Here is a 20931-nt window from a genome sequence, read left to right on the forward strand (position 1 = left end):
TTTTGTTTCCACTCGAGAATGTGAAGTGGAGTATTATTTTTCAACCAGTTGTTGCTGGAAACCAAATTCTTTTAATATCGCCTTCGTATGTTCACCTAATTCAGGAACCGGGTTCATCACAATATGAAATTCCCTTGATGTAACAGGTGGAATTAGTGCTTTTACTACTCCTCTAGGAGTGTCTATCTCTCTCCAACGTTCCCTGTATTTTAGTTGAGGATGGTTGTTTACTTCTTTTAATGTATTTAATTGTGCGTTAGCGATATTAGTATTTTCCAACTGAGTAATAATTTCTTCGGCACTTGAATTTTTGAACGTTTCTTCTACTATTTCCTTTAAAACTTCTTTATGTTGGACACGACTACTATTTGTATTAAAACGTGGATCATTTGTAAGAGACGGATTCTTTAAGAGTTTTTCACAAAACTGTTTCCATTCTCGTTCATTTTGAATGGCCAGAAATACCTGTTCTGCATTTTTCACCTTAAACGGGCCATAAGGGTAAATTGCTGCGTGACTTGAGCCAGTCCTTTTTGGATCAGAACCCCCGTATTCAGAGTAAAGAAGCGGATAACCCAGCCATTCACTCAGTGCTTCTAGCATGGATATTTCGATTACTGTCCCTTTATTTGTTTCCTTTCTTACAAACAATGCAGTTAAAATACCTGTATAAGCATACATTCCTGCTGCTATATCTGCGATTGAAATCCCCGCTCTTGAGGGCGTATCTTCTGTTCCAGTGATGGACATTAGTCCAGCCTCACATTGTATAAGTAAATCGTACGCTTTTTTGTCTTTGTAAGGTCCATCTGTGCCGTATCCAGAAATACCACAAATGATTAGTTGCGGATATTTCTTCTTTAATTCCTCCGGATTGAAACCAAGTCGATTTATCGCTCCGGGAGCCAAGTTTTGAATGAACACATCCGCTTTGGAAAGAATCTTATCCAAAACTCTTTTTCCTTCCGACTCTTTTAGGTCAAGTGTCAGCGATTCTTTTGAACGATTTAACCAAACAAAAGCACTAGACATTCCGTGGACTGTTTCATCATAATGTCTAGCAAAGTCCCCACCTGGTCTTTCGACTTTAATGACGCGTGCTCCTAAATCAGCCAATTGCCTAGTCGCGTAAGGTGCAGCTACTGCTTGTTCTAATGAAACAACTGTAATCCCTTTTAGCGGTAACATTGAACTCCTCCTTCATCATTTTAAACACCTTGCCAAACTGGCTCTCTTTTTTCATTAAAAGCTTGTATTCCTTCTTCCCTATCTTGCGAATTAGCGCATTTATAATATTGTTCCAATTCAATTGATAATGCTTTCTCCAAATCTGTTTGAATACCTTTATCGATTGATTGTTTAAGTGCCTTTAATGAAAGGGGGGCATTTTTCGCGATTCCTTTCGCAACTTTCAATGTTTCCTCAAGTAAACGATCACTAGGAAATACACCATTAGCAAGACCGAGTTCACGTGACTCGGCTGCGGTCATTTGTCTCCCTGAATATAAGAATTCTTTCGCCACTTTAACCGGAATTGTTCTTGGTAAAAGCTGAGTACCTCCTGCACCTGGAATAATTCCAATCTTCACTTCTGGTAGTCCCATCTTTGCATGTTCTGCCACATAACAAAGATCACAGCTAAGAGCCATTTCCAGTCCTCCGCCTAATGCAAAACCGTTTACAGCAGCAACAGTTGGGAAAGAAAAATTCCTGATTGCTTCATACGCTTCTTCAAAAATATCATGCTGAAGTTTCCAGTCCTTTTGAGACATTCCTTTTCTTTCTTTTAAATCTCCTCCTACGCAAAAGCTTTTTTCACCAGACCCAGTCAAGATCAACACTCGCACATCTTTTAGCGTCTCTAAATATTTGAGACACTCTATTAGCTCAGTTCCCATCTGTGTATTTAATGCATTCATAGAATCTGGACGATTTAATTGTAAAACGTAAACATTTTCTTTTTTATGTTCATCCGTAAGTGTGATCGTTTCCCAATTCTTCATGTGGTCTCCTCCGTTTATTAAATAATTTATCCTAAAATGAAAAGTGCAATTTCTGGAAATATCCATACTAAAGCTAATACTAAAATGATAATAAACCCAAAAGGCAACACGCTTTTTATAATGGTTCCCATCGATTCTTTCGGTACCAATGTTTTAATGGCGAACAAATTCATGCCAACTGGTGGTGTAATAACCGCAAGTTCCATATTGATCACCATGATGATTCCAAACCAAATTGGATCGAATCCTAAACTCATCGCAATCGGAAAGAAGATAGGTGTTGTGATCAAGAGAATTGAAACAACTTCTAAGAAAAATCCCATAATGAGCCAAATTATACTCATGATTAATATAACAACCCAAGGCGCTACAGACAGTTCAGATATAAAATTAGACAGATATTGTGGCATTCCTAAAAGAGTTAGTGCGGATCCAAAAACAACCGCACCGACTACTACCGTTAGCAACATAGCACTCGTTTTTACTGATTCAATGAAAACAGTAGGAATCAACTTCATAGGGAGCGTCCGGTGTATGAAAGATGTAACAACGAAAGCGTAAATTACTCCGACTGCCGCTGCTTCCGTAGGTGTGAATATGCCTGCATAAATACCGCCTAAAATAAATACAGGCAGTAATAGATCAGGGATTGCTTTCAATAAGATGTTTGCTTTTTCTTTTTCAGGAATTAAATTTTCTTCTATTTCTTGGTTTTCAGTTGAAGGCTTAAGACTAGGAGCTTTAATAACGGTATATATGGATAACAGAATGGCTATCAGCAATCCTGGAATAATTCCAGCCATAAATAAATCTCCAGGTGAAGATCCGCTTAAAGATGCATACAGGATTAAAGGAATACTTGGAGGAATTAGTATACCTAAGGACCCCCCTAGCGCTGAAAGACCATACGAAAGATTTTTTGTATAGTTTTGCTTCAACATTTCAGGAATAGCGATTCGTCCAATTGTTAATACGGAGGTCATGCTGGAACCAACAATTGCGGCAAAAAGAGTATAAGCTGCAACACTTGCTACACCTGTCCCCCCTCTTACTCTTCTAAGTAAATGGTGAGCTACTGCAAAAATTCGTTCTCCACTTTTGCCATGGTACATCAGATTTCCCATTATTATATACAAGGGTATCGCAACAAAAATAAATTCAGATAAAGTATTTTTCAATGTAATAGGTACCTGTATTAAAAATTGTGTATCAGATGAAAACAGAATAGTGATTACTCCGGACAAGCCCAGTGCGAAACCAATCGGAACACCTAGAAATAAAGAAATAAATAGTACTGCCAATAAAATTAATATAGCGCTCGTACTAATCAATTACTTTCACCTCCTGTGGGGTGGCATGCGGTTCTGAAATGATTTTAATAACAGAGCCAATTCCACCCAATATTAACAGTCCACCGCCTATACAAATAAATGAATATGGAATCCATAAAGGCACTGAAAGTAACGTTGGAGAAACTGAACCTCTGTCGTAGGAACTGGCCGTGATGTTCCATCCGTATATGAGTAATATAGTTGCGTATGGGATTACCAACATTACATTAATTATCCGTAGAATCTTATTTGCTTTGCCTTTTAACTTATCAAGAAAAAAAGTAACTTTTAGATGTTCATCCTCAATCAGTAAATAACCCATAGAAAAGAAAACGATAAATTGCAAAGTATACGAAGATATTTCATTTGTCCATATAGTCGGAGACTTAAATCCATATCTTGAAATTACTTCATAAAAAACGATGATAGCTAGAAATCCCATTAAAATAGCTAATAAGAAAACAATCGTTTTTTGTATGTAGTCAATGCTTTTCAATACACCCCTCATAACAATTCACCAACTCTCTTCAGATTTATCAAAAAGGACATAGGTCACTAAAGATTATGAGTTTTAACCTAATGTCCTTTTCATCCAGATTATTGTTCGTTTGCTTTCTCAACCAAATCTAATAATCTCTTACCTAATTCACCTGAAGATTCAATGTATGCATCAAAACGACTAGTAGCTGCTTCTTTCCATAATTCCATTTCGGTATCAGATGGTGTATATAGTTCTAGACCATGCTCCGTTAATTGTTCTTTATAGATCAAATCTTTTTCCTTGGCTTCTTTTCTTGACTGTTCTTGGGCGATTTTAGAAGCCTCTCCTATAGCTTTTTGTACATCTTCCGGCAATGATTCCCACCAATTAAGATTTGTAGCACCTTGGAAGGAAAGACTTAATAAGGTCATATCCGTGCCATATTTTGTTACTTCATACAAGCTTCGTTCAATAACGGAAGATGGACCCGTAGTGTACCCATCTATTGCTCCATGCTCAAGTGCTTGATATATTTCCTGTGAACTCATACTTACTGGTGATGCACCCAACTCTTCCAACATCAGGGATGCCCCTTGACCAAACCCCCTCATAATCAGTCCTGAAACATCATTTGGCACTTTGATTGGTTTGTTCCCATAGAGTTCGACTGTCCCATAAGACGGCCACCCAATTAATTTCATCCCCAATTTCTCAAACTGGGCATCAAATATGTCACCAAACTCCCCATCTTCTGCAGCCCACATTGCCTCCCATGAATTAAACAGTAATGGTAAATCTGTAACTTGTAGTGGTTTTGCCTCCCCCCCTGCTAGGAAACCAGTTGTAATCTGACCTATTTGTACCCCCCCTGTTGCAAGTGCATCGGGTAATTGTGTGTCGTTATACAGTTGTCCATTTGGGAATGTGCTAGGGATTAATTGAATAGAAGTATCCTTGGTTTTCTTTTCGATCTCTTCCGCCAATACTTCAAAATACACACCAGCAGCATGCTCTTTTGGCAAGTTATAAGCAATCTTAATCGGTTGCGTTTTTTGATTTTTGGTATCACCTGCTTTTGCAACAGAATCGTTATCCTTACCACAGCCAGCTAAAATCGTTAATAAAATTAAACTTATGAATATAAGCCTCTTCATCAATGTTTTACCTCCTTTTATGGTAACGCTTACATTTATTTCCTTGAATAGTTACATGACGTGTTCTTTCTTTCCCTCACTCATGAAATCTATAATATTTCTAATCCACTCTTTGATGGAATGTAAATTTTCCATTTCTAATCCTTGTTGAAATAAACGATCCATCTGATTTTTTAGTTTAATGTCCACATTATAATCACAAGCAAAAGACAGACAATCAGACCATTTAGCTGCATATTCTTCTAAATTCATAGGCTTGCCTTTTGAACCAGGTGCATGCTGTATTACTTTTTCAATAACTGTACCTTCTTTTGTTTTTACCGACACATACACAGGCAGCTTTTCGATTTCCTCGGAATCTGTTATTTCACCGTCATATTCTTCTAGTTGGACGATGCCGAACAGTTTTTGTATTTTGTCCCTCTGTACCATGCGATCCGTAAATGAATTCAATTGGATTTCACCATCTTCTAAAGCAGCTAAACAAGTGTATTCTGCACTAAACTTACCTTGTAGTCCGGTTGTCGGCCTATGGTGAATAAGTGCTGATAATCCATTTGGCGGAACCGACACATTAATTTGCACTACATCATCAAGCTTTATATTATTTTCCTTTCTTATTTCCAACATTCCGGCTATAAAACGGTGGTTAAAATAACAACAAGGGAATTTTTTTACACTTAACCCATTAACTTCGTAGTCATGCTGCCCACCAAATGTTACATCTTTCATAATTTCAGCTAAATGTTCAAATGATTCACTACCTGTATAAGCCTGCAAAAAGCCTCTTTCTTCAAAAACTTCTTTGTTGCCCGTTAATCCTTCTTTGGCCAATAAAACAGACTGTATCGCATGCTTTGCAGCTAGACCAACATGTAGGGGTTTAGTCATCGTCCCAAAGTTCTTTTGCAGACCGCCTGCCATCGAAGCCGAAATGGCAATGGCATTTTGTAACGTTTCTTTATCGAGCCCCATCAAGAGTCCACAAGCTGCAGTTGCACCAATCGTTCCAAGTGTGCTAGTAGCGTGCCAACCAAGATCATAATGTTTGAATCCCATCACTTTCCCTACTATTATCATGACTTCTGTTCCTACAACATAGGCCGTCAGGACCTCCTTAGAGGATTTCTCCAAATATTCTCCCAAGGTAAAAATAGAAGCCACAATTGGTGCACTTGGATGAGCCAAAATGGTTGGCGTTACATCATCAAAGTCTAACGCATGCGTCGCTGTTCCATTAATCAGCGCCGCATATTCCAATGGGACTTGTTCTGACTCTCCCCAAATGGAAGCCATTGCATCATTTGTAGATTTGTTCAGATACGTTTTTTTTACAACTTCGACACTTGGTTCGTTCCAACCCGCTAATGCAACTGCTACTGTATCAATAATTGCAAATTTCGAGATTTTAATGATTTCAGGACTCAAGTTTTCGTAGGTAGTTGATACAATATAATGAGTCATTCTTTCCATAAAACTACTTGTCATATTCCTATCCTCCCATCGATATTCTCTCACTCTTCTAAATTCTGAATTGTAAGTATATTTATAACATTGAAAATTCAATCAGTCTAATATATAGTTTGAATAATACCTATAGAAAAAAACTATAGCTAAGGGGTGATCAGGATGGAACCTAAAATTCTCCACTATGCGATAACACTAGCCAATGAAAAAAATTTTACGAAGGCAGCCCGAAAACTTCACATGGCACAGCCCTCTTTAAGTTACCAAATAAGTAAGCTAGAAAAAGATTTAGGAGTCCAGTTATTTCATAGAGAAAATGAGGTGTCGCCCACTTATGCAGGGAAGGTGTTCATTTCTCATGCCATACAAATTATCGATCAATTTCAACAACTAAAATCTGAAATTATAGACGTAGCCGAGATGATAAAGGGTCAACTGCTGATTGGAAGTTTAGCGAGCACAGGAGCCTATCTACTCCCTAAAACGATTTCTACATTTAAGGATCGATTTCCAGGTATTGAACTTGTACTAATCGAAGATACAAGTGTCCAATTACAATCGATGATTTCACGTGGTCAGTTAGAAATAGCGTTAATGTCGATGCCAATTTCAAATGTTGAACTCGAGAAAGAAACTATTCTAGAAGAGGATATTTTACTCGCTGTTTCGCCAAATCATTGGTTAGCAAGTTATGAGGAAGCCGATTTGAAGGATTGCAAAGATGAGTCATTTATACTTATAAAAGAAGGTTACCACTTCCGAAAAAATACGTATGATTTATGTGTACAATCCGGATTTGAACCTAAGATTGTTTTTGATAGTATCAATATTAATACTTGCGAATCCCTTGTCACTGCTGGTGTAGGAATATCATTTGTCCCAAGAATGATAGTGGACAATTTTAAAATGTCAGAAAACCCCGTCTATTTACCCATTAAAGCAGAGAATATTAATCCAAAGAGAGAAATCGTAATTGCTTACAAAAATAATCGATATCTTTCAAAAGCGGCGCGTTCTTTTATTAATATCATGAGGGAATTATATAAATAAGAGTCAACTAATAATCCCCTGATTTTTTCCATGTCGGAATTGGTTGGCACGTTTGCTCCATATTTTTCAAGTCCATATCTATCCATTCCAATAAACACATCAGCATCTAGTAAACTGCTAATATATTATCGGTATTCTGCCTCCCTTTTTTCAATATCTCTGCAAAACAAGTCAGTAAGATAATCGATTGTTTGTTTTTTAAAATGAAATGAAATTTCATTTTAAATATAATTAACAGTTGCCATTATAATATGGATTCCTGTTTTCTGTACTATTCTTTAAAAAATACAGCGTCTCTACCTAAGCCTAAAACAGGGATCATAATACTTGATGAGTAATTCAGAATCCTCTCCTAGACTCACACAGTGTTTATGTTGCTTAACCTAAACGAACTATTTCTTCATCAGATGCATTTTAGTCTTTCTACACATGCCTTCTAGTTTTCTTTGTCTTTTAACGGTAAGGATTCTCCCCCTTGCAAGATACTAATTATGTCCATTCAAGCCATCTAACTCATTTTACAATCTACTACCGATGCCAAACTAATCTCACCTAGGTTCCCCATCTTTTATTTATAATCCATAATCTAAGTGGCTTTTCTGAATAAGAAAGACATTGTAAAGCAATCAAGTAATGAAAATCCGCTTCATTAGTAAATGCATTTTAAAAATTTGTATTTGAAAATCAAATTGTATCGTATTACCAGAATTGTTCCTTATACTAGGAAATCCTTCCAAACCGTCCCCTTCTTCCTTCCATTGAACTTACTAATATTATGCGGTAAAGTAAGATTAGAGTTTTTATTCTGGTTACTTTGTCTAGATTCGCTCTAAACAAAAATGATTCTTTATTCATTATTATTTAACAAAAAATAACAATTAAAAGAAACCTTTAGTCCAGGTCAAATATTTTACATAAAAGCGTTAGGAGGAGAACATGAATACGATAGAACCATACTACATTACAGAATCTAAGAAAAAGTGCATTGAGGCAGGGATGTATCCGCATGAGGTATCAAGGCCAAAGAAGTTTTTGAGCGAAGCGGAATTTGAAAAGAAGCGAAAATCATATAGTGAAATACTTTCAGTTGTGCGTTTTTTCTCGAATAAGCTACTGGATTCCCTAAAAGGAACTCCTATACTTGTGGTTGTTTCGGATGCAACTGGTTATCTACTTGAGATTGAAGGAGATGAAACGATAAAATCTACCATTGAAAAATTTGGGATTAAATCTGGTAGCTTATTCACCCAAGAAGATACAGGTACGAATGTGATTAGTCTATCCTTGCAATACAAGCACCCGATCAGTTTGATTGGCGAACAACATTATCATACGTTTCTTCATGGCATTGCTTGTTACGGGACTAGATTTCACTATACTGATGAAAATAATTTGCTTGGTAGTGTATGCATTATGATGCCTATCCAGTTTCAGAATGAACTTTTCTTAACGATGCTAACCCAGGCGGTTGATTCCATTGAGAGAGAACTATTATTAAGGAAACAGAATAAGAAGCTTAATATTATGAATCAGATTATGTTAAGCAGAACAAGAAATGGAATTGTTATTACAGATGAGAATGGAATCACTACCGAGTTTAATAGTTTTGCCCAAAAAATTTCGAATAACAGCAGAGAGTCGGTTGTGGGAAGAAATATTTGTGAATCATCTCTAACGGGAGAGTATTTTAAAAAAGTACTGGAACAGGGAAAAATAGTTAATAATGAAGAATTAAAATTTTACGATCATGCGGGTAACCTTATGGTCTGCCTGTTCGATGCACAACCAATTTATGAAGAAGACAAAATGATAGGTGCCTTTGGTCAGTTTAGGGACATTTCGGATCGTTACTTATTGCAAGAGAAATATAATTATTTGGCCTATCATGATGATTTAACAAATCTACCAAACAGACGATATATTAAAAAGGAACTTGAATCCATTATAAAAGAACTACACGCAGGTCATCTTCGGACTTTGGCTCTTTTATACATCGATCTGGACCGTTTTAAAATTATTAATGATAACTTTAATCATTCTTACGGAGATAAATTCCTGATTGAAGTAAGCAAGCGTTTAAGTGGTTGTCTTGGGGAAAAGGATATACTTGGCCGAATGGGTGGCGATGAATTTGTTTTCCTACTGAAAGATTTTGTTGATCCTGAGTATGTCACGAAAAAAGCAGAAGAGATACTCCAACTGTTCCAACAACCTTTTCATGTCGGGAAGAAAGAGTTACATACGACAGTGAGTATCGGGGTTGCGATTTATCCCGACTATCCAATTTCAATGGAAAATCTCATGGTCTACGCTGATAATGCGATGTACCAGGCAAAATCACAAGGGAAAAATCGCTATGTCGTTCATACATCTGAATTATTAGATGTAATGATGGACGAATACATGCTCGAGATCGATTTAAGAAGAGCATTGGAGGAAAATGAGTTTGTTCTCCATTATCAGCCCCAAATTAATAACGATACCGGTAAATTGGTTGGATTCGAAGCGTTAATTCGTTGGCAGCATCCTACGTTAGGTCTGATACCTCCAGGAAAATTTATAAAATTAGCAGAAGAAAACGGATTGATCACTCAAATTGGAGAGTGGGTCATCGATGAGGCATGTTCACAAAACAAAAAATGGCATGATGCTGGAATGACACCTGTGAAAATCTCGGTTAATCTATCCACGCAGCAATTTCTTACAGGAAATCTCATACCATTTATGAAAGATGTATTAAAACGTACAGCTATCGATCCGGCCTATGTTGTAGTGGAGATTACCGAATATATGGCGATGGAGTACAATTACTCCATTCAAGTATTGGAACAGCTAAAAGCTCTCGGTATTGGCATCAGTATTGACGATTTTGGAACAGGCTATAGCTCGTTCAATTATCTTAAAAATTTTCCGATTGATTATATTAAGATCGACAAATCCTTTGTGGGTGAATTAATGAACAATGAGAAAGATGCTGTAATTGTAAAAGCCATTATCACATTAGCACATAACCTTCATAAAGAGGTAATAGCAGAAGGTGTCGAAACAAAGGAACAGCTTAATTTTCTAAAAAACTACAAGTGTGATATTTCTCAGGGTTATTTCTTTAGTAAACCACTTCCCGCGGGCGAAATTGAAAAGATTTATTTAAAACAACTTAGACCATAGAGGGAGAACATCATGAAAACCACTTCATCCGTATTAGTAGCAAATTTTAAACATTGGGGAATCCATCATATTTTTGGCATTCCGGGAAAGGCAGTATCTCCTATTCTATTCGAGATATTACACCATGAGATGGAATTTGTATTAAGTAAACACGAAGCAGCCGCAGGGTTTGAAGCTGCTGGCTATGCTTTAATGAATCAGAAAATAGGGGTCGCAGTAGGTACGTCTGGTCCTGGTGGGACTAACTTGCTTACTGCTGCCGGACAGGCGAAAGCGTCTAATCTTCCATTATTAATTATCACAGGACATCCTTCGATGAAAGACACTGGTAAAGCAATGGGACAAGACTCCAGCATATTTGGATCTGATCTTGTAGATATGTTCAAATCTGTTACGAAGTTCAGTGCACGGATAGAACGAGGGGATATGCTACAGCCGTTCCTGCAGCATGCGCTTGAAAAAGCGTTATCCGGTGTAAAAGGACCTGTGCATCTGTCCATCCCATTTGATATTTTATTAGAAGAGATTGAACCGTTCCAGTTGGAGTTACCGGTATCACATGACATGATTTCACCAAAAACGAGTGAAGTAATCGATAAACTGAATATGGCCAAACGCCCCCTTCTATTTCTAGGAAAAGGCGTTCACTCAAGTAAGTCCTACGCAGAAGTACAGCATCTTGCGGAGCATTGGAACATCCCTGTCATCACAACACCAGGAGGAAAAGGGACATTTCCTTCCAATCATACGATGTCATTAGGAGCATTCGGATTGGGTGGTACCGTAGAAGCGAGCGAATACTTACATGAAAAGGTTGACCTACTTCTAGTCATTGGTTCTAAACTAAGTGATATGTCCATACCGGGATTATCGGAAGCAATGTACCCGGAGCACGTCATTCACTTCGATTATGACCCAACCTTTATTGGGAAATCAATCCAAGTACCAACCACTCCTGTGCTCGGGGATATAAAAGCGAATCTGACAGCTATTTTAAAGGATATACCGAATACTAATAGCGAAGCATTTATAGCACCAATCGAATCTATTCCGCTTCAAGAAAATAATCCTGGAGAGCGCATGTCCGCAATCCAAGTATTACGAGCGATGCGTTACTCACTACCAGACGACGCGATTATTTTTGGAGATGATGGGAGCCACTCTTTTTACGGTATCAAACACTTTGACATATACAAGCCAGGGACTTTCTTCTTTGATGATATATTCGGTGCAATGGGCAACGGAATTGGCTATGCCATCGGTGCAAAACTAGCAGCCCCTAAAGAAACAATTGTATGCTTGGTTGGCGATGGATGTATGTTCATGCACGGTACGGAGCTTTCCACGGCGTACAATTATAACTCCTCTGTCCTGTTCATCGTGTTGAATAATGGACGATTGGACATGGTGGAAAAAGGAATGCAAAAAATGATTGGCACTTCAATCGGTGGTGTTTATGAGACTCCTCTTGATGTAACCCGATTTGCCGAATCGATGGGTCTAGAAGCATACACTTGTTATAACCCATTTGATTTGAATGATAGAATAAAAGAAGCATTAAATAGAATCGAAGAAACAAACAAGCCAATCGTCATTGAAGCATTGGTAGATGAAAACGAAATTCCACCAACTATGGGGAGGCAGTAAAATGGAAGATAACAAACGATACGAGTCCGGTATACATGTAATGGAAGAATTATTTTCCGAAGAAGTAAGAAATGGCATGGCTGGAATGAAAAATATTTCACCTGACTTTTGGGAGATGATTGTGTCCTTTGGATTTGGAGATCTTTACGGTAGAAACACGCTTTCCCACGCACAACGAGAAGTCATCACACTCACAACACTAATCACACAAGGAGCATTCGATCAGCTGAAAGTTCACTTACGGGCAGCGCTAAACGTCGGACTTTCAAAAGAAGAAATTATCGAACTAATCATGCATTGTGCGGGATATGTCGGGTTTCCTAAAGCTGTTCAGGCAATGGGAATAGCTGGAGAGATTTTTAAGGAAACAGAGGTAACTAAATAGACAAACACAAATGCCCACCTAAAAAATAGGTGGGCATTGCCTTTGTCTACAAATCCGACTTCTTCAAAAATTCTTTCGAATTCGATCCATGTCATCCAAACAAATTCCCAACTAACTTGTTTCTAACAGAGTACACTTTTTTTAAATTCAGAACAGTTGAGTTCTTTATTTTAACTGAATCACTCAAAGCCGATTTGTCCAACGTATCATTATCATCTAATTCCTCAACTATCACCTTACTGCATATCCAACCTTTATTAGATAAGTAGTGTTATTTAATGCTTTAGCATCCTAAGTATTTGAACTCGCACTTGAATCTGTTCCAGAACATGCTGACATTATTACTATTAATGTCACAAGCATAAAGAACAACACTTATTTTTCTTCATAAATCAACACTTCCTTTTCTTTTATTTATTCTGAACTAAAGCCAATTCTTGCGCTACCGTAATAATCCAATCTTCTTGACCACCAACTGCTTCTAGTTCTGCTAATCTAGTCAAAATATCCCTAGCATCTACTCCGTATTCTTTTCCAGCACGTTCTGCAAATAATAAGAACGATGAGTACACGCCGGTATAACCAAGTGTTAAACTGAGTCTGTCAATCTGAACTGGTCGTGGCATCATGGGTTTCATAATGTTTTCTGCTGCATCCATTGTTTTATATAAATCCATATTATGTGAAATGTCTAGCTTGTTCATGACTGCTATCAATTGTTCCAGTGATGCATTTCCTGCTCCAGCCCCCATACCAGCGAGGCTCCCATCTATTCGAGTTGCACCTTCTTCTATTGCTACAATTGAGTTCGCAACGCCGAGAGAGAGATTATTATGTGCATGGAAACCTATCGATACACCTAAGTTCTCTTTAAATAATGAAACCCTTCGGCGCACACCATCCATTGTCAATGCCCCCGCTGAGTCTACAACGTAAATGGTTTGTGCTCCGTAAGCTTCCATCTTTTTTGCTTCTTCAAGAAGATTTTCAGGCGTAGTTCTGTGAGCCATCATTAGAAACCCAACTGTATCCATATTCAATGATCTAGCAGCCTTTATGTGTTGTTCCGATACATCTGCCTCTGTACAGTGTGTTGCAACCCTAACGACTGAAGCACCTAAATCATGTACATTTTTCAATTGATCGATAGTTCCAATTCCAGGGACTAGGAGAACTCCAATTTTCGCATTTTTAGCAGTTGAAACAGCTGTAGAGATCATGTCTGATTCTGTTACCTTAGAAAACCCATACTGAATTGAGCTTCCACCAAGACCATCACCATGTGTGACTTCAATAATGTCTGCACCGGCATCATCGATTATTTCTGTTAGCAGGGCAATCTGCTCTTTACTGTATTGATGAGAAATAGCATGCATTCCATCACGTAGGGTTACATCATTGATTGTAATTTTTTCACTCATCGAACATTCTCCTTTTTCTCCAGTGACATAGCCATTAGTTCCCCTGTTTTTACAGCCGCAGAGGTGATTATATCGAGGTTACCAGCGTATTTGGGCAGGAAATCTCCAAGACCCTCAACTTCAACAAACACCTTTACAATTCCGTCTTTAATTTCTGGAGCTGAAATTAGTCGATAACCTGGGACATACCCCTGAACGACTTCTACTACCTTTAATATAGAAGCGATAATTTCACTTTCTTCATACTCATGACCATCCTCGATTTTGGCGAAAATTGAATTTCTCATTAGAAGTGGCGGATTCGCTGGATTTAATATAATAATAGCCTTTGCTTTCTTAGCTCCTCCGACTTTCTCCAAGGCGAGTGCTGTTGTTTTCGTGAACTCATCAATATTCTGTCTAGTCCCTGGTCCCGCTCCCTTACTAGCTACGGTAGACACGATTTCACCATATTCAACAGGGACGATATTTGAAATCGCTTTCATTATTGGCACAGTAGCTTGGCCTCCACATGTAACCATGTTTACATTATCATGTTGTCCTATTAAATCAGCATTTGAGCTAACAGAGGGAACATAATAAGGACCAATTGCAGCAGGCGTTAAATCAATTACTTTCTTTTCTAACCCTTTTAAGATTTCAGCGTGTTTATAATGAGCCTTTGCTGAAGTTGCATCAAAAAGGATGTCCGCAATACTTGGATTTTTTTCAAAACCTTTTATTCCATTATCAAATGTTTTTAATCCATTTTCCCTAGCTAAGGCTAACCCCTCAGACTCCGAATCTACCCCAATCATTACTACTGGTTGAAGTGTTTCACTTCTAAGCAATTTATACATTAAATCCGTTCCTATATTTCCAGAACCTATGATAGCTACATTTGTTTTAGTCTTCACTTTTCATTTTCATCCTCTCGTAGCAATATGGTTGCCTTTTTAAAACAATCCCAAAAACGGGTATCCGGTTCAACTTGCTCCAGAACCGGTACCCTGTTTGTTGCATATATAGTTGTGTTGGTGACTGTGGTAACTTAAAAACCTCAAACAAAACTATTTCTCAATTGCCCTAATCCTTCAATCTCTATGATAACTTCGTCGCCTGCTGACATGTATGCTCGAACTTCTTCAGGCAATCCCATTAAAACCCCTTCCGGTGTGCCTGTTAAAATAATATCTCCGGGAGAGAGTGTTATATAGTTCGAAATATAGCTTATAATTTCATCACAATGAAAAATCATATCTGCTGTATTGGATTCCTGTTGTATGTTTCCGTTATAGTATGTTTTTATGGATAGCTTATTAGGATTTGGGATTTCGTCAGCAGTAACTAAATAAGGACCTATAGGGCAAAACTTATCTAATGCTTTTCCTAATAGCCATTGGCTAGACTGGAATTGCAAATCTCTAGCGGAAAGATCATTGGCATTGCAATATCCAAAGACATAGTTCAAAGCTTCTTCTTTGGATATATTTTTCGCCTCTTTTCCTATAACAATTGCTAGTTCGGCTTCGAAATCGTATTCTGAAGCTAAGGGTGGCAATGAAATAATTTCGTTTGATGCGGCGATACTGTTAGTGAATTTGTTAAATAATATAGGGTTAGTAGGTATCGCAAGATTCGATTCAATTGCATGCTTTCTATAGTTAAGACCGACGCAAATGATTTTATTTGGATTTGTTAACGTAGGCGCTATTTTAATAGACTTTTCACTTATATAAAGCGTCTCTAATGCACTCTTTTCTACTAATACATATAATAATCGAATGTTTTCCATTTTTTCGGGATCTGAAATAACCTCTTCCATTGTTAAACTAAGAGGATTATTAAACAAGAAAGAGGCTTTTTCTATATCAATTACACCTTTTTCTGTTATTATTCCTAGTTTAATAGCTTGTTCCTCTTCAAAATTGACTAATTTCATGATGAATTACCCTCCAATGTACTGTTTTTATCCAAAAAAGTTCATTCAAATTGATGGCATATCTAATACCAAATTCAATTTGAATGAACACCATTTTAAATACTTTGCGCTAAGCGCCAGATGGCAAATTCTTGATTGCGATGATTTTCAGCTTTTGTCTTTTCACCGTTTGCAACATCGAAAACTAGGTTGTAAATTTCCTCACCGACGTCTTGTAGAGAATTTTTACCTTCGACAATGGTTCCCGCATTAACATCAATATGTTCAGACATAATCTCATAAAGTTTCGGATTCGTTCCTACTTTAATGACAGGGACAATAGGTGATCCTGTTGGAGATCCTTTTCCAGTTGAAAATAATACTATTTGGGCACCCCCTGCAGCTAGTCCAGCCACAGATTCCACGTCATAACCTGGTGTATCCATAAATACAAATCCTTTGGTAGCTGGTTTTTCTGCGTATTTTAGTACTTGTTGTAAAACGGAATTTCCACCTTTTTTAATACACCCTAATGATTTTTCTTCAAGTGTTGTTAAACCACCAACCATATTACCAGGAGTGGGATTTGCAGAACGAATATCTTCACCTGTATCTAAAATACGTTGTTCATAATTCTTCACTATTGTTAAAAATTGTTTAGCCACATCATTGTTTGTCGCTCTTCTTGCTAGAATATGTTCAGCACCAATTGCTTCCGTTGTTTCGGCTAAAATACTTGTTGCTCCAGCTTCTACTATTAAATCTGAGCATACTCCGATTGCTGGATTCGCGGTAATTCCTGACCAAGCATCCGATCCTCCGCATTCTAATCCTATAGTTAGTTCAGTAATTGGAATGTCTACTCTAACATCTAATAGACTTTCCTCATAAGCTTCTTTTAACCACTGGCTACCTTCAGAAAAGATTTTATCTAAGGTGGTCCCACTATTTAGTACAAGCGATTTAACTTTGCAATGCTCCTCGTTTAATTCGGAAGCTATTTGGTTAGCAAAATCATTTTCACCCATTCCTAATACAAGTGCTGCATTTACATTAGGGTGACCAACAGTCCCTTTGATAGTACGTATAGTTTGCATTGCATCTTCGGGGAATTGAGATGTTCCTCCCTGCTGTACTACCGGCACAACACCCGGGACTAAATCTGCCAAACGATTTGTAATACCAGCAAGTTCCCCTACTGTATTAATAACAATGACATGATTACGAACACCATAGGTTCCATTTTTTCTGGGATATCCTTTAATAGTCTTCATTTACTCCCACCCCTTCTAACTGGAAATCATTTACGGATACAAGTCTTTCGCTTTCATTGAGCCCCCGTACATTGTGTACATGTACATGTTGCCCTAAGTTAATATCTTCCGTTGCAATGCCCATGCATTCACCGTATTTTAAAATTTTGTCGCCGGCATTAATCTTTTTAACACAAACTTTATGCCCATATGGTATTTTGTTAACGACTTTTAGATTTAAGCCGATTTCTTTAATATAAACTTCTTCATTCATCTCAAAGCTATTTAATGCTACTACCACATTATCTTCAGCATGAAGTTGAATTGCGTTATTTAGTTTCAAGCCAAACCCTCCCTTAAAATGTAGTTCCAATATGAGAAATGGCGAATTCCTCTAGTTTAAAGTCTTCTAACTTCGTTAATTGTCCTGATGAAATATCAATTACTTTTTGAAGAATATCAGAAGAAGTAACATGTTCGTCAATCACTAGGTCAATCATTTCTACTGATTGATTCTCTTTATTCATCACACCAATTGTCATACAAGGTACTACAATGGTCCCTGTAAAAATTGCTCGATTTGTTAAGAATACGATTAAATTACAGCCACTCGCTACCAAATTTGATGCCGCTTCGATAACGTTATTAGGCATAATAGACAAATGAAGTCCACTAGCATTAGGAATTTCAGCATAGTTTAATATGGATGCTACATCAATTCCTTCTGCCAACTTTAATTCTTCCAAACCTAATTGGAAATCGGCATCACTATATTGTAAATACTCAGACTCATTTGGATTCATCTTATCCCATGTTTGACGTGTATTTTTACTACTAATAGAAAGCATTTGTGCTTTGACTTGCTCATTTGCAGCACGGGATGTTGCTCTATCCAATACTTTTTCCATCTTGTCTGTCATTCCTAAAATTACAGTAGCACGTGATTCTACCATTTCTTTTATAAATGTAGAAACAGACGGCGAAGCACTTTGATATTCGTTCTTATCTAAATCGATAGGTAGGATTCCTATTGTCAATTTTTCAATTCCCTGTTCTGTTCTTTCTATCTCATGAATTTCTTCAGACCACTTTTTTACAATTTCAGATCCCGCTTGTAAAGTATTGGTACCACCCGCCATTTGTTGTATACTAAATCCTACTTTTGGTTTAGATTCTACTGTTTCATCAAGTAAAATGGATACCTGATTCGTCTCACATCCTAGACCTACTAGCAAAGACGCATAGATATTTGGATTCGCAACTACACCTTTTAACGTGTTTTTTGTTAAAAGAAAGTCATCGCCTAGTTGCGCACAACCATTTGCATGAACGACTGGGATACCCTGTGGGACTGTTTTGGCAATATCTCTTGTTACCACACTTGAGCAAACAACTGTAGAGACAACTCCTATATAATTTCTGATGCCTACCGAACTATCCGATCTTGCAAAACCCTTAAACGTTAGGTTAGACATTATGATACCTCCTTCTCCAACTTATTTGGTATGAATGCTTCAGATTTTACTTTTAAAGATTTACGTAATTCATCATCTTCTAAAGTTCCATCAATTCCACGTCTTCGTTGATATTTATCAGCAAGAATAACCGCTATCGGAACGAGGACTGCTGTACTGATTGTTGCTACGGAAATTTGAGCAGTCGCCACTGCAGCAATATCAATATATACCTGTGCTTCTGCAGCTGACATTAAGCCCGTTCCAGCAGCCACAGTTGCTGCAGCTGCAATAGCTGCGGGTGTAGCAACAGCATTACCGGCTGTAGATGCTTCTGCCAATGGTGCAATGTAACTTTTTTCTCTAAATATTTTAAATGCAACCACCATGAATCCACCGGAAATAATTACCGTCATAATTGCCAATAAAACACCTGCACCAACCACTTCTGAATTTAAGAAGTTCTTTAAGTTCATATTGGCACCTAATGCAAAAGCAAAGAACGGAATAACTACATTTTCTGCACTAGATAAAAATGTTCGCATTTTTGGATCCAGATTCCCTAAGAGCATACCTATCGCGATTGGTAGAAGGACTGCAACAAAAGCAATAACAGGGAACTGCGCACCCATCATTCCTAAAGCCATCAAAGTAAAGAATGGTCCGTCATTAAGAGAAAGAACTGCTGTTGCCCCTACATCTGAACGATTTCCATATTGACCAGTTAAAGCAGCAAACATTCCCCCATTGCCATTAGTCATAGCTGCAATAATAGCCATTGTAGATAACCCTAAAAAACCTGATACAGGATCTGATAATAACCCCCAAAGAACACCTACTGTTATACCCGCAATGTATTTAGAAGAAGTTAATATAACTCCCTTTTTTAAAGCGATTCCACCTACTTTTAGATTCATTTGACTTCCAGCACAGAACAAGAATAATGCGCAAAGTGTATTTGCACCGTCTTTAAATAAGGCTTGCGTAAATCCGCCTATTCTCAAGAATTCATAATTCCCATCTGCTGTAGGAGATACTCCTAAAGATTTCAAGAAATCCATAATAAAAGGTAAGTGTAGTTGGTCTATTGTGTTAATTAATGCTCCTAAAAAAAGCGGAACAATCATTAATCCACCAGGAATACGGTCAATTGTATCTTTTATTTTCATATAATAATCTCCTTTTAATTAGTTTTTTATATTAAGGAATGTGATTTAATTATCAAAACTTCACAACTATCATTTGTTAACGCTTTCATAAATATCTGCAATGCCCAATCCTTCAGCCCCTAATTCAGAAGTGATAGCATCTGGGTAGTAACGATTGATCATTTCCATACCGATGGATGCACGTCTCACACGCTCTCTAACTAAGGAAATATTAGTAGACTCCCATTGCTTCCCTGAAGGATATACGTCCGGATGATTTTTTAATCCGAATTTAATATATACTGGTGACAGCACACGAATGATTTCAGGAATTTCATAGTATCGTAAGAACCCACCGAAATTATCTGGTACTTCTATATATATATCTATTGGTAAATTGGTAGCTTGACGAATAGCAGCTAATTTAGAGAGTGTCATACTAGACGGAACATTATAAGTATCTGCTCCGATTTCTTCCATTAACTTAACGGATACTGGATTGCATGCACCCATTTGTACTGAAACTTTTACCACAAAGTCTTTAGGTAATAGACCTTCCTCCTTCATATGTTTTGTCATCAATAACAATCCTTCATCTGCAACTAATGCCCCCTTTAATCCTAACTTTGCACCTCGAATCAAATCTTCCATCGCATATGTTAATTGATCGACTCCCTCATGACGTAACGCTTGTGATTTACCTGCTGATGTTAAAGGACCTGCACTAATATCCCAAGTTCCTCTTGGTCCCACAAACAAGCTAAGTTCCATACCACGCTCAGCGGTCAACCGACACATTTCCTTGATCTCATCATCCGTCTGTAGCATAATTCCACTTCCTTGTGATACACGATGAATTGTTAAACCATATTCATCTACAGCTTTTAAAAGTTCTTTTAATGCTACAGGACCTTCGACGCTAGGGATCTCCACGCGGTATTGCGCCCCATCAGGAAATCTTTTCGTTGATGTCGGTAAGTCCTTTAACTCTGAAGTTGGATAACCAAGTTTCTCTAGTAGTTTTTGTGATTCATTCATAATAAACACCCCATCAATTATTTTAATTAAA

18 protein-coding genes are annotated in these 20931 nt (G+C 37.6%); 4 read left to right on the forward strand and 14 right to left on the reverse strand.

The window, feature by feature from the left end; genetic code table 11:
* Window positions 1–33 precede the first annotated feature (33 nt).
* From WAX74_RS03715 to WAX74_RS03740, 6 genes are all read right to left on the reverse strand, one after another.
* Window positions 34–1188, reverse strand: coding sequence for a CaiB/BaiF CoA transferase family protein (locus WAX74_RS03715; protein WP_336496317.1), 1155 nt, complete (start codon window positions 1186–1188; stop codon window positions 34–36).
* 20 nt (window positions 1189–1208) lie between these two features.
* The gene (locus tag WAX74_RS03720; RefSeq protein WP_336496318.1) at window positions 1209–2003 is read right to left on the reverse strand and encodes an enoyl-CoA hydratase/isomerase family protein; all 795 of its coding nucleotides are present in this window, start codon (window positions 2001–2003) and stop codon (window positions 1209–1211) included.
* A gap of 26 nt (window positions 2004–2029) precedes the next feature.
* Window positions 2030–3334: a TRAP transporter large permease gene (locus tag WAX74_RS03725; protein ID WP_336496319.1), complete on the reverse strand. Its 1305-nt coding sequence runs from the start codon at window positions 3332–3334 to the stop codon at window positions 2030–2032.
* Window positions 3327–3830, reverse strand: coding sequence for a TRAP transporter small permease (locus tag WAX74_RS03730; protein ID WP_336496320.1), 504 nt, complete (start codon window positions 3828–3830; stop codon window positions 3327–3329). The genes WAX74_RS03725 and WAX74_RS03730 overlap by 8 nt, the downstream gene beginning before the upstream one ends.
* A 101-nt stretch (window positions 3831–3931) precedes the next feature.
* Window positions 3932–4969, reverse strand: coding sequence for a TRAP transporter substrate-binding protein (locus tag WAX74_RS03735; protein ID WP_336496321.1), 1038 nt, complete (start codon window positions 4967–4969; stop codon window positions 3932–3934).
* Between the two features lie 51 nt (window positions 4970–5020).
* Window positions 5021–6457, reverse strand: a complete 1437-nt coding sequence (locus WAX74_RS03740) for an MmgE/PrpD family protein (protein WP_336496322.1) — start codon at window positions 6455–6457, stop codon at window positions 5021–5023.
* 141 nt (window positions 6458–6598) lie between these two features.
* Between WAX74_RS03740 and WAX74_RS03745 the strand changes: the two genes are divergently transcribed.
* From WAX74_RS03745 to WAX74_RS03760, 4 genes are all read left to right on the forward strand, one after another.
* Entirely contained in the window at window positions 6599–7486 is an 888-nt protein-coding gene (locus WAX74_RS03745; RefSeq protein WP_336496323.1) for a LysR family transcriptional regulator, read from the forward strand.
* 936 nt (window positions 7487–8422) lie between these two features.
* Window positions 8423–10654 (forward strand): EAL domain-containing protein, encoded by a 2232-nt coding sequence (locus WAX74_RS03750; RefSeq protein WP_336496324.1) that lies wholly within the window; start codon window positions 8423–8425, stop codon window positions 10652–10654.
* Window positions 10655–10666: 12 nt separating this feature from the next.
* The gene (locus WAX74_RS03755) at window positions 10667–12301 is read left to right on the forward strand and encodes a thiamine pyrophosphate-binding protein (RefSeq protein WP_336496325.1); all 1635 of its coding nucleotides are present in this window, start codon (window positions 10667–10669) and stop codon (window positions 12299–12301) included.
* Window position 12302: 1 nt separating this feature from the next.
* Window positions 12303–12686 carry a carboxymuconolactone decarboxylase family protein gene (locus WAX74_RS03760; protein ID WP_336496326.1) on the forward strand — a complete coding sequence of 128 codons (384 nt, stop codon included), beginning with the start codon at window positions 12303–12305 and terminating at the stop codon, window positions 12684–12686.
* 410 nt (window positions 12687–13096) lie between these two features.
* On the opposite strand, the gene dmpG is transcribed toward WAX74_RS03760, so the two are convergent.
* From dmpG to WAX74_RS03800, 8 genes are all read right to left on the reverse strand, one after another.
* Complete coding sequence (gene dmpG, locus WAX74_RS03765; RefSeq protein ID WP_336496327.1) at window positions 13097–14107, reverse strand: 4-hydroxy-2-oxovalerate aldolase; 1011 nt, start codon at window positions 14105–14107, stop codon at window positions 13097–13099.
* Window positions 14104–14946 carry an acetaldehyde dehydrogenase (acetylating) gene (locus WAX74_RS03770; protein ID WP_413788925.1) on the reverse strand — a complete coding sequence of 281 codons (843 nt, stop codon included), beginning with the start codon at window positions 14944–14946 and terminating at the stop codon, window positions 14104–14106. The genes dmpG and WAX74_RS03770 overlap by 4 nt, the downstream gene beginning before the upstream one ends.
* A 200-nt stretch (window positions 14947–15146) precedes the next feature.
* A complete protein-coding gene (locus tag WAX74_RS03775; protein WP_336496329.1) occupies window positions 15147–16028 on the reverse strand; it encodes a fumarylacetoacetate hydrolase family protein in 882 nt (293 codons plus the stop codon).
* Window positions 16029–16123: 95 nt separating this feature from the next.
* Window positions 16124–17281 carry a UxaA family hydrolase gene (locus WAX74_RS03780; RefSeq protein ID WP_336496330.1) on the reverse strand — a complete coding sequence of 386 codons (1158 nt, stop codon included), beginning with the start codon at window positions 17279–17281 and terminating at the stop codon, window positions 16124–16126.
* Window positions 17268–17603, reverse strand: a complete 336-nt coding sequence (locus tag WAX74_RS03785) for a UxaA family hydrolase (RefSeq protein ID WP_336496331.1) — start codon at window positions 17601–17603, stop codon at window positions 17268–17270. The genes WAX74_RS03780 and WAX74_RS03785 overlap by 14 nt, the downstream gene beginning before the upstream one ends.
* Before the next feature lie 13 nt (window positions 17604–17616).
* Window positions 17617–18735 carry a UxaA family hydrolase gene (locus tag WAX74_RS03790; protein ID WP_336496332.1) on the reverse strand — a complete coding sequence of 373 codons (1119 nt, stop codon included), beginning with the start codon at window positions 18733–18735 and terminating at the stop codon, window positions 17617–17619.
* Window positions 18735–19883 (reverse strand): 2-keto-3-deoxygluconate permease, encoded by a 1149-nt coding sequence (locus WAX74_RS03795; protein WP_336496333.1) that lies wholly within the window; start codon window positions 19881–19883, stop codon window positions 18735–18737. Before WAX74_RS03795 ends, WAX74_RS03790 begins: the two co-directional genes overlap by 1 nt.
* A gap of 69 nt (window positions 19884–19952) precedes the next feature.
* On the reverse strand, window positions 19953–20900 hold the full coding sequence (locus WAX74_RS03800) for a U32 family peptidase (RefSeq protein WP_336496334.1): 948 nt from the start codon (window positions 20898–20900) through the stop codon (window positions 19953–19955).
* Window positions 20901–20931: the final 31 nt, after the last annotated feature.

Origin of the sequence: Psychrobacillus mangrovi (genome assembly GCF_037104765.1) — a bacterium.
Classification (GTDB): Bacteria; Bacillota; Bacilli; order Bacillales_A; family Planococcaceae; genus Psychrobacillus; species Psychrobacillus mangrovi.